This is a genomic window from Azospirillum brasilense (assembly GCF_001315015.1).
Classification (GTDB): Bacteria; Pseudomonadota; Alphaproteobacteria; order Azospirillales; family Azospirillaceae; genus Azospirillum; species Azospirillum brasilense.
In genome coordinates this window covers 298,641-322,439 of the sequence record NZ_CP012917.1, presented here as the reverse complement: position 1 = coordinate 322,439, position 23,799 = coordinate 298,641, and the positions used below count along the sequence as shown (strand labels likewise).

Sequence of the window (23,799 nt, the reverse complement as noted above, 5' to 3'; positions counted from 1 at the left end):
CCGCCCCCGGCCGCCGCCCCAACGGACCGCCGCAGCAAAAGAGCGGAAAATTTTAAGTAAACGCACAAAAACGCTCTTTAAATCCGCTTTAAAAGCCGCCCTGTACTCTCCCCTCCGAAGTCCATCGCGGAGAATCCCGTGGCTCGCTTCCGGCCCAACCGATTTAGGATGAGGATCTCCCGATGAGCCTGTTCAGCGCCATGCGGTCCGGTGTGAGCGGCATGTCCGCGCAAAGCTCGCGGATGGCCGCCATTTCGGACAACATCAGCAACTCCGCCACCATCGGCTACAAGCGCGCCGCGGTCGACTTCTCGACGCTGATGACCTCCTCCGGCTCGACGAGCAACTACTCCGCGGGCGGCGTCCGCTCCAACGTGCATTATCAGGTGTTGAAGGACGGGACCATCCAGGGCACCCAGTCCGCCACCGACATGGCCATCGAGGGGCGCGGCTTCTTCGTCGTCGCCGACAACGCCGGCACCACCGGAACCTCGCCCGGCTACGCGCTGACCCGCGCCGGCAGTTTCCTGCCCGACGACCAGGGCTTCCTGCGCAACAGCGCCGGCCAGTATCTCCAGGCATGGAAGCTGGGTCCGGACGGCAGCCTGCCCGCGGTGAACCGCAGCAGCTTCGACGGGCTGAGCGCCGTCTCCATCGCCGGGCTGGCCTATGGCGGCAGCAAGACGACGCAGATGAGCTTCGCCGGCAACCTGCCGGCCCAGGCCACGGACGGCACCAGCTTCGACACCTCGACCTCGCTCTACGACGGGCTCGGCAACCCGCTCGACGTCACGATGACCTGGACGAAGACGGCCAACCCGAACGAGTGGACGCTGTCGGTCACGCCGCCCGCCGGCTACACCGCCACCCTGTCCACCAGCACCGTCACCTTCAACACCACGGGCGCCAACGCCGGCCTGCCGGCGGGTGCCCTGCCGCAGATCACGCTGACCTCGCCGGCCAACCCGACGCCGGACACCGTCAACGTCACGGTCGGCAACTTGACGCAGCTCAACGGCGATTACGTGCCGCAGTTCATGGGCGACGGCGCCCGCGCCGGCCGCGTCAGCACCGTGGACATCGACAAGGCGGGTACGCTGTGGGCCGTCTACGACAACGGCGCCCGCCAGCCGCTCTATCAGGTGCCGGTCGCCGATGTGGTCAACCCCGGCGGTCTGGTCCCGCAGGACGGCAACACCTACACGCTGGGCATCGACAGCGGCACGATGACGCTGAGCAACGGCAACAGCGGCACCGCCGGCTCGGTCGCCGGCTACGCGCTGGAGCAGTCGAACGTCGACATCGCCGAGGAGCTGGTGTCGCTGATCGAGACGCAGCGCGCCTACTCCTCCAACGCCACGCTGGTGCGCACCGCCGACGAGATGGTGGACGAGACCACCCGTCTGAAGCGCTGACGGACGGGAAAGGGGATAGCCCGCCATGAGCCTCCAACTGGCCCTCAGCGCCGCCCTGTCCGGGCTGCGCGCGACCCAGCAGCAAGCCGCGCTGGTCTCGCACAACATCACCAACGCCACCACCGCGGGCTTCGTCCGCAAGGATCTGGCCGTCTCCACCGCGATCAGCGGCGGGCGCGGCCAGGGCGTGCGCGTCGACGGCGTGCTGCGCAGCGTGGACGAGTTCCTGATCCGCGACGCCCGGTTCGAGCAGAGCCGGTACACCGCGCAGGAAACCCGCGCCTCGGCGCTGGCCGACTACGCCACGGCGCTGGGCCAGCCGCAGGACGAGCGGTCCGTCTCCACCGCGCTGGCGAAACTCCAGCAGTCCTTCAGCCAGCTCCGCAACCAGGCGGACAACGAGGCGGCGCGCACCGCCGTGGTGGATTCCGCGGAATCGCTGGTGCGCCGCCTGCATGACACCGCCGCCGCGGCCATCACCGTGCAGAACGACGCCAAGGCGCGGCTCCAGTCCTCCGTCGACGAGGTCAACCGCTCGCTCGTCCGCATCGGGGAGCTGAACAGCGCCATCGCCACCCAGAAGGCCAAGGGCGCCGAGACCGGCGACCTGATGGACGAGCGCGACCGGCTGCTCGATCAGGTGTCGAGCGAGATCGGCATCCGCATCCACACCCGCGAAAGCGGGGAGGTGGTGGTGATGACCCGCAACGGCCAGACGCTGCTCGACCGTGAGCTGCCGGCGGGCGCCCAGCCGCTTCAGCTCGTCGGCGGCGATCTGGTGGCCGGCGGCAAGATCATCTCCGACAACCCGGACCAGGACATCCAGAGCGGGCGCATCATGGGCTATGTCCAGACCGCCCACCAGGACATGCCGCGGGCGCTGGCCCAGCTCGACGAGCTGGCGGCGGGCATCGTCCAGCAGTTCCAGGCGGCGGAGGCCGACCCCACCCAGCCCGGCCTGTTCACCGACGCCGGCGCCGCCTACGGCACGACGGAAGGGCTGGCCTCGCGCATCGCCGTCAACGGCAGCGTGCGAAGCAACCCATGGATGATGCAGAGCGGCGTCCAGGCGGGCGCTCCGCTGGCGTCGGGCGACACCACGCAGATCGACCGCTTCCTGAACGCCTTTTCCGCCACCCGCAGCTTCGCCGCGGCGGACCTGCCCTCCTCGGCCACGCTGGGCGATTACGCCACCGGCATGGTCTCCACCCAGCAGGGCTACCGCACCACCGCCGAGTCCGAGATGAAGACCCGCAAGATCAGCGCCGACGCGCTGCAATCGGCGCGGCTCAACCGCGACGGCGTGAACGTCGACGACGAAATGCAGAAGCTGCTGCTGATCGAGCAGAGCTACGGCGCCAGCGCCCAGGTGCTCCAGGCCGCCGGGCGGATGCTCGACACGCTGCTCCAGATCCGGAACTGACGCCATGCTCTACAACGCCGTCTCCACCCTCGGCCTTTCCAAGCGCCTGCAGACCGCCAACACCGAGCTTCAGCTCGAACGGCTGCGCAACAACGACGAGATCGCCAGCGGCAAGCATTTCGACGTCGCCAAGGCGCTGGGCGCGCGCACCGGTCAGGCCATCGCGCTGCGCAACCTCTATGACGAGACCGACCAAACCCTGAAATCCACCGCCTTGCTGCAGGGACGGCTGGGCACCATGGACAGCGCGCTGACCAACATCCTGTCCGCCGGGCAGGACGTTCTGGCCGCCGCCTCGGTCGGGCTGGGCCAGCCCTCGCCCACCGGCAGCTCGCTCCAGGTGCGGGCCCGCGCCATGCTGGAGCAGGTGGTGGGCATGCTCAACGCCTCCTCCGGCAACGGCTACCTGTTCGGCGGGGTGGAGGTGAAGGCCGCCCCCATGCGCGCCGTGCAGGGCGACGACTCCGGCCTGCCCTCGCCCATCCAGATCGTGCAGGACACCATCGCCGCGGCCACCGGAGGCACGTCATCGCCGCAGACCCCGACCGAGACCGCCGCCGCCGTGGCGGCGCTGGACGACCTGTTCGCCGCACCGTCGGCCTCGCCGCTCAGCTTCGAGGGCGGGTTCTATCAGGGGGCGCCCACGACCGCGCCGCGCCTCAGCGCCCGGCTCGACCGCACGACCGAGATCCCCTACGGCATCCAGGGCAACGACCCGGCCGTGCGGGACCTGCTCCAGGGCCTCTACATGCTGGCCAGCATCGACACCAGCCAGCTGCCGCTGGACGCCTACAAGCCCTACATGGAGGCGGCGGTCGCCAAGGTGTCGGGCGGCATCGAGGGGGTGCGCGACGCCACCGCGCAGCTGGGCATCCACCGCGCCCAGCTCGACGACATCGCGGCGATGAACACGACGCAGCTCCGCGTCCTCAACGACCAGCTCGACGCGATGGAAAGCGTCGATCCGGCGGAGGCCAGCCTGCGCATGAACCAGCTCGAAGTGCAGATCGAGGCGACCGCGGCGGCTACCGCCCGCATCGCCCGGATGAGCCTGACCAATTACCTGTAGGACGGCACGGCCTCCCTGCGGGACGATGAAAGACGGTCTGATGAAGCAAGGTCCGATCCGCCGAGCCCTCCGCGTGGCAGCGCTGGCCGCGGCCTGCCTGCTGGGTGCCGCCGCCATGGCGGGCGATGGGCTGGCCCAGACGCGGGTGAAGGATCTCGTCACCTTCGACGGGGTGCGCCGCAACCAGCTCATCGGCTACGGCCTCGTGGTCGGGCTGAACGGCTCGGGCGACCGGCTCATCAACACGCCCTTCACCGAGCAGAGCCTGAAGGGCATGCTGGAGCGGCTGGGCATCAACACCCGCGACGAGGTGCTGCGCACCCGCAACGCCGCGGCGGTGATGGTCACGGCCTCGCTGCCGCCCTTCGCCCGCCAGGGCACGACCATCGACATCACCGTGTCGGCTCTCGGCGACGCCACCAGCCTGCTCGGCGGCACGCTGCTGGTCACGCCGCTGCTGGGCGCCGACGGGCAGGCCTACGCCGTGGCCCAGGGGTCGCTGTCGGTCAGCGGCTTCTCGGCGGGCGGAGTGGCCGCCAACGTGACCAAGGGCGTGCCGACCAGCGCCCGCATCGCCAACGGTGCCATCGTCGAGCGCGAGCTGAAATTCGCGCTGGACGAGACGACCGCCGTTCGCATGGCCCTGCGCAACCCCGACTTCACCACCGCCAACCGCATCGCCGACGCGGTGGCGGTGCGGCTGGGCAGCAGCGCCGTCCATGTGTTGGACGCGACCACCGTCGACGTCCGCATCCCGCCCCGCTACACCGGCGCGGTCGCCCGGCTGATCGGCGACATCGAGCAGCTCACCGTGCGCCCGGACGGCATCGCGCGGGTGGTGGTCGACGAGCGCAGCGGCACCGTGGTCATCGGCGACGACGTGCGCATCAGCCGCGTCGCCATCACCCAGGGCAACCTGACCGTCCGCGTGGTGGAGACGCCCCAGGTGTCGCAGCCTCAGCCCTTCTCCGACGGGCAGACGGTGGTGGTGCCGCGCACCGACGTGCAGGTGCAGGAGGGCAACGGGCGCCAATTCGTCACCATTGGCGGCAACGTCAGCCTGCAGCAGCTCGTCAACGGGCTGAACGCGCTGGGCGTCGGGCCCCGCGACATGGTCGCCATCCTCCAGGCGATCAAGGCGGCGGGCGCGCTGCACGCCGATCTGGAAATCATCTGACACCTCCGGCCGGACGACGACACGATGGACATCTCCCCCCTTTCCACAACCACCCAAGCCGCGAAGCCCGCCACTCAAAACCGGGCCGCCGAAAAGGCCGGGCAGGAGTTCGAGGCGCTGATGGTCGGGCAGATGCTGGAATCCATGTTCGCCGGCATCGAGACCGGCAGCGCCTTCGGCGGCGGCCAGGGCGAGCGGACGTGGCGCAGCTTCATGCTCCAGGAATACGGCAAGGCGATCGCCGAGGCCGGCACCCTGGGCATCGGCCGCATGGTCGAAGCCGACGTGGCCCGCCTCTACGGCCAGACGAGCGAAGGAACCAAGGGATGAGCCGCCGTTTCAAGGACCTGATCCGCGAATTCGCCCCCGACGCCAAGCCGGTCGAGGACGCCGCGCCCGCCGCCGCTCCGGAGCCCGAGATCCCCGCGCTGGCCGACGGGCCGACCGCCGTGGTGATGACGGAGTTCCTCGACACGGTGGCGGAGTTGAGCGTCCTGCTCGACGAGGAGACGGCGGCGCTTGCCGCCGGCGATCTGGAGGGGCTGGAGGTCTACGCCCGGCGCAAGCAGGCGATGGCCGACCGTCTGGGCGGCATCATGACCCAGGCACAGTCGGGCACGCTGCGGCTGAACGACGACCTGCGCGCGATGATCCTGGAGCGGGTGGAGCGGCTGGACCGCGCCATCAACGACAACGCGGCCGGGTTGGTCGCTATGCGCAAGGCGGTGCTGTCGATCAACCGCAGCCTTCTGGTGGCGCTGGAGAAGGCGGCCAGCGACGGCCTCTACGCCCCTTCCGGCCACGCCGTGCGCCCGGTCGAGCTGTCGGCGTCGGGCCTGAACGCGGAACTGTAGGCCGGCTCCATCACAGCCCTCTCCCCTCTGGGGAGAGGGTGGCCCGCAGGGCCGGTGAGGGGGTTGCGCGCGGCGGCACGTTCGGCAAAAGCGCAACCCCCTCACCCTTCCTCTCCCCAGAGGGGAGAGGGGATTGAAGGACGGCGGCTTTGCGGAGGGTTCCGCCGCCGGATGCGGGCCGCTATAGTCCGGCGTCCGCTTGGCCGCATCCTCCCAAGGCTTCCGCATGCCCGCAAACGACCGCGCCGGCTCCCCGTCGCTCGCCGTCTTCACCCATGGCGAGCTGATCGGTGACGCGCTCATCAAGATTCCCTTCGTGCGCGCCCTGCGGGGGCTGTTCCCGGACCACCGGATCACCTGGATCACCACCGAAGGCACCCATCTGGCGACCACGCTGCGCCCGATGATGGACGGGCTGATCGACGAGTTCCGCGCCGACACCGGCATCGGGCGCAGCCCGCTCGGCCTGCTGAGGCCCATGCCCATCAAGGACCGCTTCTCCCTGGTGCTGGACACCCAGGCGCTGCCCTGGCGGACGCTGCTGGCGCGGCGGCTGCGGCACGACGTGTTCGTCTCGGCCTGCGCCGGCTACCGCCTGTCGGACCGCCGCCCACCGCCCGGCTACACGGAGCCGCGGCATGTGCTGGACCGCCTGTTCGACCTGCTGGAGGTCGCCGGCGGGCGGCGCCCCCCCCTGGACATGGCCGTTCCCATCCCGGCCGAGGCCGAGGCCGAGGCGCGCGCCGTCCTGCCCGACGGGCCGGGCTACGTCGCCATCGCGCCGGGGGCGGGCAAGCGGGTAAAATGCTGGCCGCTGGAACGCTTCGTGGAACTGGCCCGCGCCCAGGTCGCCGGCGGGCGGGTGCCGGTCTTCATCCTGGGCCCGGCGGAGCTGGACTGGCTGCCCGGGCTGCGCGCCGCCGTGCCGCAGGCGCTGTTCCCGCTCCAGGACGCCGAACTGGCCGAGCCGCGCTATTCCCCGGTGCGCACCATCGCGCTGACCCGGCGTTGCGCGGCGGCGGTCGCCAACGACAGCGGGACCAGCCACCTGTTCGGCCTCGCAGACGTGCCGCTGCTGACCCTCTACGGCCCGACCATCGCGGAGAAGCTGCGCCCCAAGGTGACACGGGGGACGGTGCTGACCGCCGCCGCCTTCGGCGGTCGCGAGATGGAACGCATTCCCGCCGATGCCGCGATCAAGGAGGTTGAGGGGCTCATCCGTTCATGAGCCGCTCGCGCCTTCCGCTCGACCACCCCTCTCCACTCCGGAGGAACCGGGGGCCGGATGGCCGATGACGGTGATCGGCCATGGCGGGCGTAGCCTCCGTCAATTCTTGGCGCACATGATAAGCATAAGATTGGCAAACGAGCGCGACGCGACGCTCCTGCCGGAGATCGAGCGCAGTTCCGGTGAAATATTCCGGCAATCGGACGGGCTGGAGTGGATTGCCGACGACGATGTCCAATCGGAGGCGCAGCATCGCGCCCTGATCGCGACGGGCGTTGCCTTCGTCGCCGAGTTGGAGGGACGCGGAGTCGTGGCGTTCCTGAACGGGGAGGTGACCCCCGACGCGCTTCACATTTGGCAGGTGGCTGTCCACCGAGATCAACAGGGGTGCGGCATCGGACGGGCGTTGATCGACGCGGCTCAGCACCATGCCATCCGCCACGGTGTTTCTTCCCTGACCTTGACCACCTTCAGAAAGGTGCCCTGGAATGAGCCCTATTATCAGAGACTTGGGTTCATGACATTGGATCACGGCCATTTGGGCGCCCGTCTGGAGGCGGTTTTGCAGGCCGAGGGACAGGCAGGGCTTCCCATTGCACGGCGGTGCGCCATGAGAAAGCCGCTCTGATGGCGGCGCAGGCCCACAGTCCGGCGGGCGGAGAATTCGAGCGCCAAAGCCCCCGCTCGCCTGTTATGGTTGCGGGAAGCCTCTCGCACCACGGGGTCCGGGCATGGAAGAAAAGCTGATCGCCTACATCGGCCGGTTGAAGGAGCAGATCGCCACCCTGCGCTCCGCCGACTTCACCACCCCGGAGGAACGGGTGTCGTGCGAGGCCGTGGCCGACAGCCTGGAATTGGTCGTGCGCGAGTTGACGGACCTCATCGAGATCCGCTGACCCGCGCCACGCCGCGAAAAACGTCCGGAATGGCGCCTGGAGTGGCGCCTCACGCCGGCTCGTAGAAGCGCGCCAGCTCGGACGCCGGAACCGGGCGCCCGATCAGATAACCCTGGAGCTGGTTGCAGGACTCGTTCTTCAAAAGGGTCCGCTGCTCCTCCGTCTCCACGCCCTCCGCCGTGACGGCGATGTCCAGGCTCTTCGCGAGGGCCAGGATGGTGCGGATGATCGACAGGGACTCGCGGTTCTCCGCCATCAGCTGGACGAAGGAGCGGTCGATCTTCAGCTTGTCGAAGGTGAATTTCTGAAGGTAGCTGAGGCTGGAGTAGCCCGTGCCGAAATCATCCAGGGCGATGCGCACCCCGGCGGCCTTCAGGGCGGTCAGCGCCGCCAGGGCGCGTTCGGTGTCGTCGATCATCACCCCCTCGGTCACCTCGATCTCCAGCCGGTGCGGCGGCAGTCCCTCTTCCTCCAGGATGCCGAGGATGGTGGCCGAGAGGTCGGAATGGCGGAACTGGATCGGCGACAGGTTCACCGCCACCTTGACCGCGTCTGGCCAGTTCCGGGCGTCCCGGCAGGCGGTGCGCAGGACGAACTCGCCGAGTTGCATCACCAGCCCGCTCTCCTCGGCCAGCGGCACGAACTCCGACGGCGGGATCATGCCGCGCTCCGGATGCTTCCAGCGCACCAGCGCCTCGAAGCCCAGGATACGATGCGTACGACAGTCCTCCAGCGGCTGGTAATGGACGTTGAGCGCGCCGTCAACCAGCGCCTGGCGCAGGTCGCGCTCCAGGCCGCGGCGGGCCTGCAGACGCTCGTCCATTTCCGCCTCGAAGAAGCGAAAGGTGCCCCGCCCTTCCGACTTGGCGCGGTAGAGCGCGGTGTCGGCGTGCTGGAGCAGCGCTTCCGCCCCGCCGCCGTCCTGGGGGAACAGGGCGATGCCGATGCTCGCCCCGACCACCATCCGCTGGCCGTCCAATTCGGCGGGCACGCCCAGTGCCTTGACCAGGCGGTCGGCCAGGGCCAGCGCCTCGCCCGGCTGGGCGATGCGGTGCAGCACGGCGAACTCGTCGCCGCTCAGCCGCGCCACCGTGTCGTGGCTGGGCACCGCCTCCAGCATCCGGCGCGCCATCTCCTGCAACAGCCGGTCGCCCGCCGGGTGGCCCAGCAGGTCGTTCACCGCCTTGAAACGGTCGAGATCCAGATAGAGCACCGCCACCCCAGTCCGTGCCCGACCCGCGCTGGCCAGCGCGCCGTTCAGCCGGTCGAGAAACAAGGAGCGGTTGGGCAGGCCGGTCAGCAGGTCGTGGTGCGCCATGTGGCGGATGCGCTCCTCCGCCCGCTTGCGCTCACGGATGTCGCGCACGGCGACGACGCGGGCGGGACGGCCCTCGTGCGTGATGTCCTGCCCGTGCGCCTCGACCATCACCAGGGTGCCGTCGTCGTGCAGCAGGTCCAGCTCCACCCGCTCGGAGGTCGGTTGGGCCAGCTTGCGCGCGATGTCGGAGCGGCGGTTCTGCACCACGAAGCGCAGCATGGATTGCCCGATGAACTGCGCCTGCGGCTTGCCCAGCAGCTCCGCCATGGCGCGATTGACGTCGAGGACCACGCCGTCGCGGTGGATGACGATGCCTTCCGTGGTGGCGTCGGCGAGCTGGCGGAACCGCTCCTCGCTGGCGCGCAGCCGCGCCGCCTCGTGCGCCGCCCTCGCGGCCAAGCGTTGGTCGACAATGGCCCCTGCGAGGCCCAGCGCCATCACCACCGTGGCCGTTACCGCGATGGCGATCGCCAGCAGGCCCGGCTCCATGATCACGTCGGACATGTCGTGCAGCGGATCGGGAATCAGCGTCACGCCGGCCATGCCGGTGAAATGCAGCCCGCAGATGCCCAGCGCCAACAGGGCCGCCCCCGCCGCCAGCCCCTTCAGCGATCCGATCCGGAGGGCGGCGGTGAAGCCCGCCCCGCCCAGCAGGACGCCCAGGCCCAGCGCCACCGCGACGTAAGCCGGATCGTAATGCAGGTTGGCCGGAACCTGGAGCGCCGCCATGCCGGTGAAATGCATGGCCGTCGCCGCGGCCCCGGCGATGGCGCCGCCCAGCGGCGCGGCCAGCCGCCCGCCGCCGATGGCGCGGCGGATGCCCACCGCGGCACCGCCGATGGCGATCAGGATCGACAGGACCGTCAGACCGACGTCGTAGCCCATGGGCAGGCTGGTCCGGAAGGCCAGCATGGCGATGAAGTGGGTTGCCCACACGCCACCGCCGGTCGCCGTCGCGGCACCGGCCAGCCACCCCCAGCGCGCCCGTCCCACCGCCGCCGCAGCGCGGCGGGCGAGGTTCAGGGACACCCAGGCACCGAATCCACAGACCGCCCCCGCCAGCAGCACGAGCCACAGATCGTGCTGCTGGGTTATGCAGGCATACACACGCATCATCCGGCGTTCATCCCGTTCCGGCGGCTCGGCGCCGCTTGATCCGATTACCTTAATCTTTTGGTACGTTAATAATCCTTTTTCGGATCCGTCCGGAGCGCGGAATCGGCATGCTCACGTTGCGCGGATGCTACAGTCGGTAGCGCAGCGCGTCGACCAGCGCGGCCAGAGCCGGCGGGATCTGCCGGCGGCTGGGGTAGTAGAGATAATAACCGGGGAAGGGTTTGCACCAGTCGTCCAGCACACGGACCAGCCGCCCGGCGGCGACGTGCTCCGCCACCTCGTCCTCGAAGATGTAGGCCAACCCCCGCCCGTCCAGAGCGGCGGCCATGATGACGTCCATGTCGTTGGACACCAGCGATCCGGTCACCCGGACGTTCACTGGATGGCCGTCCTCCTCGAACTCCCAGACATAGACGGCCCCGGACGTGGTGAAACGGTAGTTGATGCAGTCGTGCCCGGCCAGATCCTGCGGGGCGCAGGGCACCGGATGCTGCGCGAAGTAAGAGGGCGCGCCGACGATGGCCGCCCGGATGTCCGGGCCGATGCGCACCGCGATCATGTCCTTCTCGAGCTGCTCGCCCAGCCGGACCCCGGCGTCGAAGCGGCTGGCCACGATGTCGGTCAGGCTGCTGTCGATGGACAGCTCCACCTGCACCTCCGGATAGTCGGCGAGGAAGCGCGACAGCACGGGCCACAGCAACCGCACGGCGGCGTGCTTGCCGGTGGTGATGCGCAGCGTGCCGGCGGGCTTCTCGCGCAGTTCCCCCACCGCCGCCAGCCCGGCGGCGATGTCGTCCAGCGCCGGCCGCAGGGTACGGAGCAGCCGCTGCCCGGCCTCCGTCGTGGATACGCTGCGGGTGGTGCGGGCCAGCAGGCGCAGGCCGAGCCGGTCCTCCAGCGCCTTCATGGCGTGGCTGAGCGCGGATTGGGACATCCCCAGCCGGGCTGCCGCCCGCGTGAAGCTCCCCTCCTCCGCCACGACGGCGAAGGCCGCCAGATCGCTGAGGTCGTTCCGGTTCATTCATGCACCAAATTCATAAGCTCAAGCGGATTGTACCGGCTATTCGGCTCGCAGCGAAGCGGTTAGGATGATCGTGGTCACGTTTGCGGGCCGAACGAACGGATAGGGCCGGCGCTTCCGCGGAAGACCAACTCCCACACTGGGATGTTTGCCACGCCCGCCGAACGGGACCACACTGCATACGGTCTTTTCGAAGCTGGGATTCACGCAGGAATTGCCCGCCGAAGGCCCACACCACAATACCCGACAGGCAGAGTCGAGAGACAGGGATCATCCGATGATTCGTTTGAACATCAACGGGCAGGACCGGGACGTCGACGTGCCCGGCGACATGCCGCTTCTGTGGGTCCTGCGGGACGAGTTGAACCTGACCGGCACCAAGTTCGGCTGCGGCATCGCCCAGTGCGGCGCCTGCACCGTCCATATGGACGGCACGCCGATCCGCGCCTGCCAGACCCCGGCGGAATCCGCCGCTGGCACCAAGATCACCACGATCGAGGGCGTGTCCGGCACGGTCGCCCAGGCCGTCCAAGCCGCCTGGCAGAAGCTGGACGTGGTGCAGTGCGGCTACTGCCAGTCCGGCCAGATCATGAGCGCCGTGGCGCTGCTGTCCGACAACCGCAACCCCACGGACGACGACATCGACGCGGCGATGGACGGCAACGTCTGCCGCTGCGCCACCTACCCGCGCATCCGCGCGGCCATCAAGGACGCCGCCAAGGCGATGGGGGCCTGAGCCATGCTGAACCAGCTCATCAAGCAGGCGGCGGCGGATGTCGCCTCCCCCTCGCGCCGCGGCTTCCTCAAGGGGGCCGGCGGCGCCCTGGTTCTCGGCGCCATGCTGCCCCGGACGGGGTTCGCCAGCGAGGCCGCCACCCCCAAGGTTGTCGGCCCGGCGGACCCGCGCCCGCAGGCCTTCATCCGCATCGCCGCCGACGACACGGTCACCGTGCTGGTCAAGCATCTGGACAAGGGCCAGGGCATCATGACCGGCCTGACCACCATCGTCGCGGAGGAGCTTGACGCCGACTGGGCGCAGATGCGCGGCGCCTTCGCCCCGGCGGACGGCGCGCTCTACGCCAACCACTTCTTCGGCATCCAGGGCACCGGCGGCTCCACCGCCGTCGCCAACAGCTGGGACGAGCTGCGCATGGCCGGCGCCGCCGCCCGCGCCATGCTGGTCGCCACCGCCGCGGCGCGCTGGTCGGTCCCGGCCTCGTCCGTCACGGTGGAGAAGGGCGTCGTCCGCCACGCCGCCTCCAATCGCAGCGCCCGCTTCGGCGAACTGGCGGAGGACGCGGCGAAGCTGCCCGTCCCGCAGAATGTCGCGCTGAAGGACGCCAAGGACTACAAGCTCATCGGCAACCCGTCGCTGCACCGGCTGGACCATGTGTCCAAGACCGACGGCACGGCGATCTTCGCCATGGACATCCGCCGCCCCGGCCAAGTGACGGCGGTGATGGCCCGCTCCCCCCGCTTCGGCGGCACCGTGAAGTCGGTGGACGCCGCCGCGGCCAAGCAGGTTCCGGGCGTCCTGGAGGTGCTGACCGTGCCGAGGGGCGTCGCGGTCGTCGCCAAGAACACCTGGGCCGCCATGAAGGGCCGCGAGGCGCTGACGGTGGAGTGGGACGACGCCAAGGCGGAGATGCGCGGCACCGACGAGATGCTCGCCGACTACCGCAAGCTGGCCGACCAGCCGGGCAACGTGGCCACCGATACTGGCGATGCGGCGAAGGCGCTGGCCGGAGCCGCCAAGGTGGTGGAGGCGGAGTTCGTCTTCCCTTACCTCGCCCACGCCCCGATGGAGCCGCTGAACGCGACCGTGGAGCTGAACCCGGACGGCGGCTGCACCATCTGGGCCGGCTCGCAGTTCCAGGGGGTCGAGCAGAAGGTCGCCGCCGCCATGCTGGGCTGCAAGCCGGAGCAGGTGGTGATCAACACCGTCTGGGCGGGCGGCAGCTTCGGCCGCCGCGCCACGACCGACGCCGACTACATCGCCGAGGCTGTGTCCATCGCCAAAGCTTATGGCAAGGCCCCGGTCCATCTGGTGTGGACGCGCGAGGACGACATCCACGGCGGTCGCTACCGCCCGCTGTTCCTGCACAAGGTGAAGGCCGGCCTCGACGCCTCCGGCACGCTGGTGGCGTGGCGGCAGAAGATCGTCGGGCAGAGCTTCATGGAGGGCACCCCGTTCGAAGCCGTGATGGTCAAGAACGGCGTGGACGCGACCTCGGTCGAGGGGTCCTCGGACATGGCCTACGCCGTGCCGAACCTGTACGTCGATCTGCAGTCGCCGAAGTCCCCGGTGACCACCCTGTGGTGGCGCTCGGTCGGTCACACCCACACCGCCTACGCCAAGGAGGTGATGATCGACGAGCTGGCCGCGGCGGCGGGCAAGGACCCGGTGGCCTTCCGGCTAGAGATGCTGAAGGACCACCCGCGCCTCCAGGGCGTGCTGAAGCTGGCGGCCGAGAAGGCCGGCTGGGGCCAGCCGCTGCCCAAGGGCAAGGGCCGCGGCATCGCCGTGCATGAGAGCTTCAGCAGCTTCGTCGCCCACGTCGCCGAGGTCTCGGTGGACGACCAGGGCCGCGTGACCATCGACCGCGTGGTCTGCGCGGTGGATTGCGGGCAGGTCGTGAACCCCAACATCGTCGAGGCGCAGATCTCCGGCGGCACCGGCTGGGCCATCGGCCACGCGCTGCGCGACGAGATCACGCTGACCGGCGGGCTGGTGGACCAGAGCAACTTCGACACCTACCAACCGCTCCGCAATTCGGAGATGCCGCCGGTCGAGGTGCACATCCTCCCCTCCACCGCCCGTCCGACCGGCGTCGGCGAGCCCGGCGTGCCGACCGCCGCCCCGGCGGTCGCCAACGCGGTCTTCGCCGCCACCGGCAAGCGCCTGCACCACCTGCCCTTCACCCGCTCCGGCATGGTGTAAGGACGGCGCAGGACACGGCAGGCCGGGGCTTTCTCCCCCGGCCTGTCTGCCCTGTCCTGCCCGTATGACGTTTTTGCTGCAATTTCATGACGTCCGGCGTTAAGAGGAAACGGCAGAACCGACCGAGAGAACCGTTTCCATGCTGCTGCTGCGCGCCATCCGCTCCATGATGCCGAAGGAAGAGCGGGTCATTGAGCAATTCATCGAGCAGGCCCGCCACATCGTCGACGCCGCCGCCGCCCTGGAAGCCGTCATGCAGGCCGGTCCGGAGGAGCGCGCCGACCGCACCGCGACGCTGAAGCGGATCGAGAAGGACGCCGACCGCGTCGCCAAGGACGCCGGGCGCGGGTTGCACCGCGCCTTCATCACCCCCTTCGACCGGTCGGAGATCCAGGCGCTGATCAACGCGCTGGATGATTGCATCGACCTGATGGACGAAGTGCCGCGCCTCGCCGCGCTCTACGGCATCGAGACCTTCGACGACCGGATGATGCGCATGGCGGCGATCGGCCGCCGCCAAGCGGCCCTGCTGTCCGAGGTCATGCCGCTGCTGACCAAGATCTCCGTCCACGCCGACCGCATCCTGCACATCTGCGGCCAGATCTCCGATTTGGAGGACGAGGCCGACGAGATCCTGCGCGACGCCATGAAGTCCCTGATCGCCGAGCGTCCGGAGATGATCGACTTCCTGGGCCGCCGCGAGGTCTACGAACTGCTGGAAGCCGTCACCGACCGCTGCGACGATGTGGGCGACCTGATCGAAGGGATCACCCTGGATCAGGCGTAAGGACGCTTTCCAGTGTTGGGCGGGGGATCGGAAACCGTTCCCCCGGTCCCTTCCTCGGATTTGACTTCAAACCTGGGCCATGCCGCCGTCGGCGAACAGTTCCACGCCGTTGACGAAGCTGCTGTCGTCGGACGCCAGGAAGACAGCGGCCTTGGCGATTTCGTCGGGATCGCCGACGCGGCCCAGCGGCACCTGCGCCGCCAGATAATCCACCAGCCCTTGCTGCTGCGCCGCGTCCGGACCGGCCAGCTCGACCAGACCCGGCGTGCGGATCGGACCGGGGCTGAGCGTGTTGACGCGGATGCCGCGGTCTTTCAGGTCGAGGATCCAACTGCGGGCGAAGTTGCGCACCGCCGCCTTGCTGGCGCTGTAGACGCTGAAGGCCGCCGTGCCCATGCTGCCGGCGGTGGACCCGGCGAGGATCACCGACGCGCCCCGGCCGAGCAGCGGCAGCGCCTTCTGCACGGTGAACAGCACGCCCTTCACATTGCGGTTGAACGTGTCCTCGTACTGATCCTCGGTGATGGCGCCCAGCGGCAGCATGCCGCCGCCGCCGGCGTTGGCGTACAGCACGTCAAGACGGCCCGCCTCGCTCTGGATTTGGGCATAGAGCCGATCGAGATCGGCCAGATTGGACGAGTCGGCCTGCACCCCCGTCGCCGTGCCGCCGGCGTCCCGGATCGCCGCGACCGCGGCCTCCAGTTCGGATTGGCGACGGCCGGTGAGATAGACGGCCGCACCTTCGGCGGCGAAGCGCTTGGCCGCGGCGAGGCCGATGCCGCTGGTGGCGCCGGTGACGAGGGCGATCTTGCCGTCAAGCTTGCGTGACATCGGAAGTCTCCTTGGGACTGGGTTGTTCGCTGGAGACAAAGCTATCGACGGCGGACACACATCGAAATAGAAACGACTGAAAACCATCGTTGCAGGATTGGCGATGTCGAAGCTGCCGGATTTCGAGGGCCTGGCGATGTTCGCCAAGGTGGTGGAGGAGCGCTCCTTCGCCGGTGCGGCCCGCGCCATGGGCGTGTCGGTCGCCACGGTGTCGCGCGCGGTCGGCCGGCTGGAGGAGCGGTTGGGCGGACGGTTGTTCAACCGCACATCGCGCCGGCTGGCCTTGACCGATTTCGGCCATTCCCTGGCCGAGCGCGCGATGCGCCTCTATGACGAGGCGGAAGCGGCCGAGAACGCGGCGCGTGAACTGTCCAGCCGCCCGCGCGGTCTGATCCGTCTGGCGGTGCCGATGTCGTTCGGGCTGCGCTGGGTGGCGCCCCTGCTGCCGGACTTCTTCCGTCTCTATCCGGAGATTTCCATCGACCTGCATCTGAGCGACGCGACCGTCGACTTGGTTGGGGAGGGCTTCGACGCTGCGCTGCGGATCGCCGTGCTTCCGGACAGTTCGCTGGTGGCGCGGCGGCTGTGCCCCATCGCTCCCGTCGTCCTTGCCGCCCCCCGCTACATCGCCCGCCACGGCCTGCCCCGGCATCCCCGTGACCTGAAGGACCACCATTGCCTGGGCTACGCCTACCGGCGGCGCCAGGACATCTGGCATTTCACCAACGGCGCCGGCGAGGAGGAGAGTGTCACGCCATCCGGCCCGCTGCGCGTCACCAACGCCGACGCCCTGGTGCCGATGCTCCTGGAGGGCTTGGCGATCGCCGAACTGCCGGAGTTCATGGCCACGGAGCATCTGGCGGACGGGCGGCTGACCGCCATCCTGACCGACTGGTCACTGCCGAAAGGCGGGCTCTACTTCGTCACGCCGTCGGCCCGCACACGCCCGGCGAAGGTCGGGGTCCTGGCCGACTTCCTGGTCGAACGCCTGTCGGAGCCGGCATGGCGGCGGTCCGACAGCCTGGGCAAGGACCAACACGCTCCGGTTATGGTTAACGGTACATAAACCAATTCGCGGCTAATTTCGAAGCATCGCCGCTCCGATCCCGAGAGATTGCCGCCGTGAAGCTGCGCCTCGTCACCGCCGCCGCCCTTTGCGCCTTCCTCGCGATCCCAGGCGGTATGACCGCTGGACGGAGCGCGCAGGCCGGCGATGCAACCCCTTATGGCCACAGTACGGAGGCGGAGGAGGTCGACCGCTTCGTCCGGGCGCTGCGCACCATCCGCGGCCAATATGTCGAGCCGCTGACCGACCATGAACTGGTCGACATCGCCATCAAGGCGATGGCCGGGCGGGACCGCTACTCCGCCTATCTCGACGATGGCGAATACCGCCAGTTGCAGGCGTCGAACGACGGTGCCTTCGCCGGGCTGGGCATCCGCTACGAGGCCCACGGCACCCGCGTCCGCATTGTCGAGACCGTTCCCGAGTCCCCCGCCGAGGCCGCCGGGCTGCGCTCCGGCGACGTGATCCTGGCGGTGGACCAGCAGCCGGTAGGCGGGGCGGAACTGGCGACCGTCAAGCAGATGCTGAGCGGTCCGGAAGGGGCGGCGGTGTCGCTGACCGTCCTGCGCGCCGGCATGCCCGACCCTTTCGAGGTCAGCGTGGTCCGCGGCAAGCTGCGCATTCCCTCGGTCCGGCTGGGCGCCGTCGGGACGGTGGGCTACATCCGCATCACCCGCTTCGACCGTCAGACCGCCACCGGGGTCAGCACGGCCATCCGCTCGCTGCGCGAGCGGATCGGGCCGGACATCGGCGGCTTCATCATCGATGTGCGCGACAACCCCGGCGGGCTGGTGCAGGCGAGCGTCCGCGTCGCCGACGCCTTCCTCGACAAGGGAACGATCCTGACCGCCCGCGGCCCCGGACGCGGGGCGGACAAGACCTACATCGCCACGCCGGGTGACGAGACGGACGGCCTGCCGCTGGTGGTGCTGGTCAACGCGAAATCCGCCTCCGCCGCGGAGATCCTGACCGGGGCGCTCAAGGACCACCGGCGCGCGACGGTGATCGGCACGACGACCTTCGGCAAGGGGATCATCCAGAGCGTCATCCCCTTCGACAGCGGGGCGCTGAAGCTGACCACGGCGCGCTACTACACACCGTCGGGCCAGTCGATCCACCAGATCGGCATCCAGCCCGACGAGACCATCGCGGAGCCGGCTGCGGAGGACGGGCAATCCGCCCTACCGTCCAACGGCATCCCCAACGCGGCCAACGATCAGGCCTTCGCCCGCGCGCTGTCCATTCTTCGTCCCCAGTCAGCGGGGCTCCGCTGACGGATCAGAAAATCACCTCGCCGGCCAGCAGGGCGAGCACCAGGAAGACCAGGAAGATGATCAGCGCGATCCCGAAGAGGATCTTCGCGACTCCCGCGGTGGCCGACGACACGTTGGTGAAGCCGAGCGCGCCGGCGACCAGAGACACCACGAAAAAGATCAACGCCCATTTCAGCATGGACAACTCCTGCGCGTTCTGAAACCCAGCCGGCGTGGCCGGCAGGGTAGGAACCTCGCCGACCGCCGCGGGTTCCAGAACAGGCCGGTCAGGCTCTCCCTATTCGCCCGGGTCCGGAATTCCGCAGGATGGCCGTGCCGTTGCGGGTTACCACCCGGTGCCGGAGCGGTTCGGGAGGGATTGGCGTGTCATGCCCTGGTCCATGCCGGACTCGTTGGGCGACCGGGTGCGGCTTTGCGGCTCGCTCACCCCCGACCCGCTGTAGGGGCCTCCGCTGTAAGGACCAGGGCTGGAGGTGGTCGCGTTCGGATTGACGTTCGGCTCGTCCACACCCTGGCTGCCGGACGTGCCGCCGCCCGAAATGCTGCTGCCGGAACTGCCGCCGCTCATTCCGCCACCATCCATACCCGAACAGGCGGCCAGAAGCATCGCGGCCGACGCCGCGATCATCAGATTGCGCATGTCGCACTCCCTACGCTGATGTCTTGAGGATATCGCCTCCTCTCAACTGCCCCCGCCCATGAGGGTTCCGATTTCGGAGAGCCACGCATCGAACGCTGCGTGGCTCTCCCGGGATAATGAGCGTTTCAGCGTCCGGCGGCTTGGCGGCGCAGGGCCTTCACTTCGTCGAACCGGGCGGTGACGTCGCGCATGACCGCCGCCATCCCCATCATGGCGCCGTCCGCATCCTTCAGCGGCACGATGGTGAACTCCACCGAGATGCGGGTTCCGTCCTTGCGCGTCGCCGGCACCGACAGAAGATCGCCGCTGCCGTAACGGCTCTCGCCCGTCTTCATCACCTGATCGTAGCCGTCCCAATGGCGTTGGCGCTGACGGTCCGGAATGATGATGTCCAGCGACTGGCCGAGCGCCTCCTCGGCGGTGAAGCCGAACACGCGCTCCGCCCCCGCGTTCCAGAAGCGGATGATGCCCTCGCGGTCGGAATAGGCGATGGCCTCGGCCGGGCTGTTCAGCAGCGCCAGCCCCAACCGTTGCAGGTCGTTGTCGGTCATAAATCCCCTCTGTCTTTCCGTTGCGATGTGCCCGATTCAAATGTCCAGGACCAAGCGTGCGCTGCAGGCGCGCGACACGCAGATCATCATCGTCTTTCCGGCGGTGCGTTCGGCGTCGGACAGGACGCTGTCGCGATGGTCGGGCTCTCCCTCCAGCACCGCCGTCTCGCAGGTGCCGCAGATGCCCTGCTCGCACGACGAGACAACCGGGACGCCCGCGGCGTCGAGCGCGTCCAGCACGCTCACCCCCTCCTTCACCGCGACGGTCACGCCGGAGCGGGCGCAGACGACCTCGAAGCAATCGTCCGGCGCCGCGTCACGCCCCGCATCCGAGCGCGGCGTGAACCATTCGAAGCGCACATCCTGCGACGGCCGCATGGCGCTTGCGACCGCGTCCATCAAGCGCTGCGGCCCGCAGCAATAGATCAGGGCATCGTCGGGCGTCGCCGCGAGCAGGTCGTTCACCGCCAGCCGCCGGCCTTCGTCCGCGGCGTGAACCACCACCTCGCCGTTGCCCAACTCGCGAAGCTCGGCGAGGAACGGTGCCTCGGCCGCACTGCGCACGCAATAATGCAGGACCCAATCGGCTCCCCGGCGCGACGCCTCGCGGATCATCGGCAGCAGAGGCGTGATGCCGATGCCCCCGGCGATGAACCGGTAGCGCGGGGCGGCATCGAAGCGGAAATTGTTGCGGGGCGGAGCGATGGCGACGGCGGTGCCGAGCCGCAGGTCCCCATGGATGAAGCGCGATCCCCGCCCGCCCGGCAGATTCAGAACGGCGATCCGGTAGGCGGAGCGATCCGCCGGGTCGCCGCACAGTGAATAGGAGCGCACCGCCCCGTCCGGCAGATGCACGTCGATGTGCGCGCCCGGTTCGTAGGACGGCAGATCCTCGCCGTCCGGGTCGCGGAGTTCCACCAGCAGCACTTGCGGTGTGACGCGCGCCATATGATGGACACGCATCGACCGCGTCGTCGCAGGCGGCCGCTGCGTACTCTCCTTTTGACCGGTTGTCGTCATTCTTTTGCCCGCCCGGGTGGTTGTCCGTTCCTGCATCCCGGCCTGCGTCCGGACGTCCGACCTGTGCGGAGCGTCTCTGGCATGCCAGATACATTACAGCCACTCTAGAACCTCAACTTAACTTGAGGTCAAGAGCTAAGAACGTCCCACCGTTCGGGGAACCGTCCCGGCTCCGCTCGGTTGCCGATGGATCGAGCGACTTCATCACGACCGTTTGCGACGGAGACTCCCTCATGGCGAGCACGGCTTCCGACATCCTGGTGGATGTTCTGGTGGATTGGGGTGTGGACACGATCTTCGGCATGCCCGGCGACGGCATCAACGGCATCGTCGAGGCGCTGCGCCGCCGCCAGGACGAGATCCGCTTCATCCAGGTCCGGCATGAGGAGGCGGCGGCCTTCGCCGCCTGCGGCTACGCCAAGTTCACCGGGCGGCTGGGCGTGTGCATCGCCACCTCCGGCCCCGGCGGGCTGCATCTGCTGAACGGTCTCTACGACGCCAAGCTGGACCACCAGCCGGTGCTGGCGATCACCGGGCTGCAATACCACGACCTCGTCGGCACCTACACCCAGCAGGACGTGGAGCTGGACAAGGTGTTCCAGGACGTCGCGCTCTACAACCAGCGCATCATGGGGGCGGCGCATGTCCGCAACATCGCCAATCTGGCCTGCCGCACCGCGCTCGCCCACCGCGGCGTGTCGCACATCACCATCCCCGTCGATCTGCAGGAGCAGGGCATCGGCGCCGACATGCGGGCGCCGCGCAACGTGAAGGGCCACAACACCGCCCTGTTCGCCCCCCAGCTTCCCGTCCCGTCGGAGGCGCAGACCCGCCGCGCCGTGGAGATCCTCGACGCCGGGAAGCGCGTCGTCATCCTGGCCGGCCAGGGCGCGCTGCGGGCGACCGACCAGCTCGAACGGCTGGCCGACAAGCTGGGGGCGGTGATCGTCAAGGCGCTGCTGGGCAAGGCCGCGGTGCCGGACGACAGCCCCTTCACGACGGGACAGGTCGGGCTGCTCGGCACCGCCCCCTCGCAAGAGGCGCTGGAGACCTGCGACACGCTGCTGATCGCCGGCTCGACCTTCCCCTACATCGAGTATTACCCGAAGCCGGGGCAGGCCCGCGCCATCCAGATCGACATCGACGCGGCGCGCATCGGCCTGCGCTATCCGGTGGAGGCCGGGCTGGTCGGCGACTGCGGGCTGGCGCTGGACATCCTGACCGAGCGGGTGCGGCGGCACGAGGACCGTTCCTTCCTGAAGACGGCGCAGGCGGGCAAGGCGGAGTGGATGACGCTGATGGAGGAGCGCGGCACCCGCCCCGACCTGCCGATGAAGCCGCAGGTCGTCGCGTGGGAGCTGGGCAAGCGCCTGTCCGACACGGCCATCGTCGCCTGCGACAGCGGCACCATCGCCACCTGGTGGGCGCGGCAGATCCCGGCGCGGCGCGGCCAGATGCACTCCCTGTCCGGCAACCTCGCCACCATGGCGCCGGGCGTCCCCTACGCCATCGCCGCCCAGCTCGCCCATCCCGGACGGCAGGTGGTGGCCTATGTCGGGGACGGCGGCTTTTCCATGCTGATGGCCGACTTCGCCACGGCGGTGAAGTACAAGTTGCCGATCAAGGTCATCATCAACAACAACAATTCCCTCGGCCAGATCAAATGGGAGCAGATCGCCATGCTCGGCAACCCCGAGTATGTCTGCGACCTCCAGCCCATCGACTTCGCCAAGGTGGCGGAGGCCTGCGGCGGCCGGGGCTTCACCATCACCGACCCGAAGGATTGCGGCGCCACGCTGGACGCCGCCCTCGCCCATCCCGGACCGGTGGTGGTCGACTGCCTCGTCGACACCAACGAGCCGCCGATGCCGCCGAAGGTCCAAGCCAAGCAGGCCCTCCACTTCACCGAGGCGCTGGCCCGCGGCACCCCCGACGCCCTGAAGATCGCCGCCACCGTCTTCAAGGGCCGCGCCCGCGAGGTGATCTGAGGCGCGGCTCGGTTGGAATGGGGCGCCCGCTCAGGCGGCGCGCCCCGCCCCCTGCTGGGCGCCCTGCTGGGGGGCCGCGTCGGTCATCGCGTAGTTGCGCCCGAAGCGGTTGGCGATGAAGTCGGCGTAGCGCACCTCCTCCTGCTTCACGAAGCCCCGCTGCGGCAGCGTGCCGTCGGCCAGCAGGTCCAGCACGGCGCACATGCCCGACGCGGTGGTGATCTGGATGCCGTTGTAGAAGGTGCCGCCGATCTCCCGCCCGTAGATCTTGTTGGCGTAGGTCTCCTGGAGCAGCCGCCCCCGCTTCGTCCCGGTCACCGTGACGAAGATCAGCACGACGTCCTGGAGGGTCGCCGGGATCGAGTGCTCCAGGATGTCCTTCAGCAGTTCCCGCCGGCTGCCCAGCCGCAGATCGTGCAGCAGCGCCTTCATCAGGTCGCGGTGCCCCGGATAGCGGACGGAGCGGTAGTTGAGCGTCCGCACCTTGCCCGCCAGCGTCTCGCACAGCGTGCCCAGGCCGCCCGAGGTGTTGAACGCCTCGTACAGCACGCCGTCGAGTGAGAACTCCTCGCGCTCCTCCAGCGGCGGCACGGAGACGAGGCGGCCTTCGACGATGGCCTCGCAGGGTTCCAGATACTCGTTGATGACGCCCTCGGTGCTCCAGGTCAGGTTGTAGTTCAACGCGTTGGACGGGTATTTCGGCAGAGCGCCGACGCGCATCCGCACCGTGTCCAGCGTGTCGAAGCGCGAGGCCACGTCGTTGGCGACGATGGAGATGAAGCCCGGCGCCAACCCGCATTGCGGGATGAAGGCCGAGCGCGCGCCGTCCGCCAGCTCCTTGACGCGCCGCGTGCTCGCCACGTCCTCCGTCAGGTCGAGGTAATGGGTGCCGGCGTCCCGCGCCGCCTCCGCCACGCCGACCGTCAGGTGGTAGGGCAGAGCGCTCAGCACCGCGAACTTGCCGCGCATCGCTTCGGCGAGATCGGCGGGGTTTGCGGCGTCAACCACGCGCGTCTCCATCCGCGTGTGGGCGGGCAGCCGCTCCAGCGCGTCCGCCGAACGGTCGGCGACGGTCACCCGGTAATCGCCCGTGGCCTTCAGGAAGTCGCCGATGGTCTCGCCGATCTTGCCGCCGCCCATCAGAAGAATGTCGCGCATCGTCCCGTACCCCCTGCTTTCTGGTT

Annotated in this window: 23 protein-coding genes; 15 read left to right on the top strand and 8 right to left on the bottom strand. The window is 69.1% G+C overall.

The features are described 5' to 3' along the window. Positions 1-182 precede the first annotated feature (182 nt). The 9 genes from AMK58_RS26385 to AMK58_RS30710 all read left to right on the top strand — a co-directional run bounded on the left by AMK58_RS26385 (position 183) and on the right by AMK58_RS30710 (position 8,062). Positions 183-1,415, top strand: coding sequence for a flagellar hook protein FlgE (locus AMK58_RS26385; protein ID WP_014199683.1), 1,233 nt, complete (start codon positions 183-185; stop codon positions 1,413-1,415). Between the two features lie 25 nt (positions 1,416-1,440). Then, positions 1,441-2,838 (top strand): flagellar hook-associated protein FlgK, encoded by a 1,398-nt coding sequence (gene flgK, locus AMK58_RS26380; protein WP_035682285.1) that lies wholly within the window; start codon positions 1,441-1,443, stop codon positions 2,836-2,838. A 4-nt stretch (positions 2,839-2,842) separates the two neighbouring features. Then, positions 2,843-3,907: a flagellin gene (locus tag AMK58_RS26375; RefSeq protein WP_035682282.1), complete on the top strand. Its 1,065-nt coding sequence runs from the start codon at positions 2,843-2,845 to the stop codon at positions 3,905-3,907. Between the two features lie 40 nt (positions 3,908-3,947). Next, positions 3,948-5,084: a flagellar basal body P-ring protein FlgI gene (locus AMK58_RS26370; protein ID WP_035682292.1), complete on the top strand. Its 1,137-nt coding sequence runs from the start codon at positions 3,948-3,950 to the stop codon at positions 5,082-5,084. A gap of 24 nt (positions 5,085-5,108) precedes the next feature. Beyond that, positions 5,109-5,414, top strand: coding sequence for a rod-binding protein (locus tag AMK58_RS26365; protein ID WP_035682281.1), 306 nt, complete (start codon positions 5,109-5,111; stop codon positions 5,412-5,414). Continuing rightward, a complete protein-coding gene (locus AMK58_RS26360; protein ID WP_035682278.1) occupies positions 5,411-5,938 on the top strand; it encodes a flagellar protein FlgN in 528 nt (175 codons plus the stop codon). Before AMK58_RS26365 ends, AMK58_RS26360 begins: the two co-directional genes overlap by 4 nt. 226 nt (positions 5,939-6,164) lie before the next feature. Then, positions 6,165-7,166, top strand: a complete 1,002-nt coding sequence (locus tag AMK58_RS26355) for a glycosyltransferase family 9 protein (protein WP_035682276.1) — start codon at positions 6,165-6,167, stop codon at positions 7,164-7,166. A 64-nt stretch (positions 7,167-7,230) separates the two neighbouring features. After that, positions 7,231-7,794, top strand: a complete 564-nt coding sequence (locus tag AMK58_RS26350) for a GNAT family N-acetyltransferase (protein WP_236778377.1) — start codon at positions 7,231-7,233, stop codon at positions 7,792-7,794. A gap of 103 nt (positions 7,795-7,897) precedes the next feature. After that, a complete protein-coding gene (locus AMK58_RS30710; RefSeq protein ID WP_014199676.1) occupies positions 7,898-8,062 on the top strand; it encodes a hypothetical protein in 165 nt (54 codons plus the stop codon). Positions 8,063-8,111: 49 nt separating this feature from the next. On the opposite strand, the gene AMK58_RS26345 is transcribed toward AMK58_RS30710, so the two are convergent. Next, the gene (locus AMK58_RS26345) at positions 8,112-10,496 is read right to left on the bottom strand and encodes an EAL domain-containing protein (protein WP_059399655.1); all 2,385 of its coding nucleotides are present in this window, start codon (positions 10,494-10,496) and stop codon (positions 8,112-8,114) included. Positions 10,497-10,623: 127 nt separating this feature from the next. Continuing rightward, positions 10,624-11,517: a LysR family transcriptional regulator gene (locus AMK58_RS26340; RefSeq protein WP_035682263.1), complete on the bottom strand. Its 894-nt coding sequence runs from the start codon at positions 11,515-11,517 to the stop codon at positions 10,624-10,626. 277 nt (positions 11,518-11,794) lie between these two features. Between AMK58_RS26340 and AMK58_RS26335 the strand changes: the two genes are divergently transcribed. From AMK58_RS26335 to AMK58_RS26325, 3 genes are all read left to right on the top strand, one after another. Next, a complete protein-coding gene (locus AMK58_RS26335) occupies positions 11,795-12,253 on the top strand; it encodes a (2Fe-2S)-binding protein (protein ID WP_035682261.1) in 459 nt (152 codons plus the stop codon). 3 nt (positions 12,254-12,256) lie between these two features. After that, positions 12,257-14,458 (top strand): xanthine dehydrogenase family protein molybdopterin-binding subunit, encoded by a 2,202-nt coding sequence (locus AMK58_RS26330; RefSeq protein ID WP_059399654.1) that lies wholly within the window; start codon positions 12,257-12,259, stop codon positions 14,456-14,458. A gap of 139 nt (positions 14,459-14,597) precedes the next feature. Beyond that, positions 14,598-15,245, top strand: a complete 648-nt coding sequence (locus AMK58_RS26325) for a DUF47 domain-containing protein (RefSeq protein ID WP_035682258.1) — start codon at positions 14,598-14,600, stop codon at positions 15,243-15,245. Positions 15,246-15,311: 66 nt separating this feature from the next. On the opposite strand, the gene AMK58_RS26320 is transcribed toward AMK58_RS26325, so the two are convergent. Beyond that, positions 15,312-16,076, bottom strand: coding sequence for an SDR family NAD(P)-dependent oxidoreductase (locus AMK58_RS26320; protein WP_035682256.1), 765 nt, complete (start codon positions 16,074-16,076; stop codon positions 15,312-15,314). 103 nt (positions 16,077-16,179) lie between these two features. Between AMK58_RS26320 and AMK58_RS26315 the strand changes: the two genes are divergently transcribed. Together AMK58_RS26315 and AMK58_RS26310 are read left to right on the top strand one after the other, a co-directional pair. Next, the gene (locus AMK58_RS26315; RefSeq protein ID WP_035682254.1) at positions 16,180-17,142 is read left to right on the top strand and encodes a LysR family transcriptional regulator; all 963 of its coding nucleotides are present in this window, start codon (positions 16,180-16,182) and stop codon (positions 17,140-17,142) included. 56 nt (positions 17,143-17,198) lie between these two features. Next, the gene (locus tag AMK58_RS26310) at positions 17,199-18,416 is read left to right on the top strand and encodes a S41 family peptidase (RefSeq protein WP_051140922.1); all 1,218 of its coding nucleotides are present in this window, start codon (positions 17,199-17,201) and stop codon (positions 18,414-18,416) included. Between the two features lie 4 nt (positions 18,417-18,420). Here the strand turns inward: AMK58_RS26310 and AMK58_RS30050 are convergent, their stop codons facing one another. The 4 genes from AMK58_RS30050 to AMK58_RS26295 all read right to left on the bottom strand — a co-directional run bounded on the left by AMK58_RS30050 (position 18,421) and on the right by AMK58_RS26295 (position 20,570). Then, entirely contained in the window at positions 18,421-18,594 is a 174-nt protein-coding gene (locus AMK58_RS30050) for a DUF1328 domain-containing protein (RefSeq protein WP_014199667.1), read from the bottom strand. Positions 18,595-18,741: 147 nt separating this feature from the next. Further along, the gene (locus AMK58_RS26305; protein ID WP_035682252.1) at positions 18,742-19,056 is read right to left on the bottom strand and encodes a hypothetical protein; all 315 of its coding nucleotides are present in this window, start codon (positions 19,054-19,056) and stop codon (positions 18,742-18,744) included. 125 nt (positions 19,057-19,181) lie between these two features. After that, complete coding sequence (locus AMK58_RS26300) at positions 19,182-19,607, bottom strand: PAS domain-containing protein (RefSeq protein ID WP_035682249.1); 426 nt, start codon at positions 19,605-19,607, stop codon at positions 19,182-19,184. Between the two features lie 36 nt (positions 19,608-19,643). Then, positions 19,644-20,570, bottom strand: coding sequence for a PDR/VanB family oxidoreductase (locus tag AMK58_RS26295; RefSeq protein WP_035682247.1), 927 nt, complete (start codon positions 20,568-20,570; stop codon positions 19,644-19,646). A 290-nt stretch (positions 20,571-20,860) separates the two neighbouring features. On the opposite strand from AMK58_RS26295, the gene AMK58_RS26290 reads away from it, so the two are divergent. Further along, positions 20,861-22,615 (top strand): thiamine pyrophosphate-dependent enzyme, encoded by a 1,755-nt coding sequence (locus AMK58_RS26290; protein ID WP_035682245.1) that lies wholly within the window; start codon positions 20,861-20,863, stop codon positions 22,613-22,615. 30 nt (positions 22,616-22,645) lie between these two features. Here the strand turns inward: AMK58_RS26290 and AMK58_RS26285 are convergent, their stop codons facing one another. Then, positions 22,646-23,773, bottom strand: a complete 1,128-nt coding sequence (locus AMK58_RS26285; RefSeq protein ID WP_035682242.1) for a saccharopine dehydrogenase family protein — start codon at positions 23,771-23,773, stop codon at positions 22,646-22,648. Positions 23,774-23,799 lie beyond the last annotated feature (26 nt).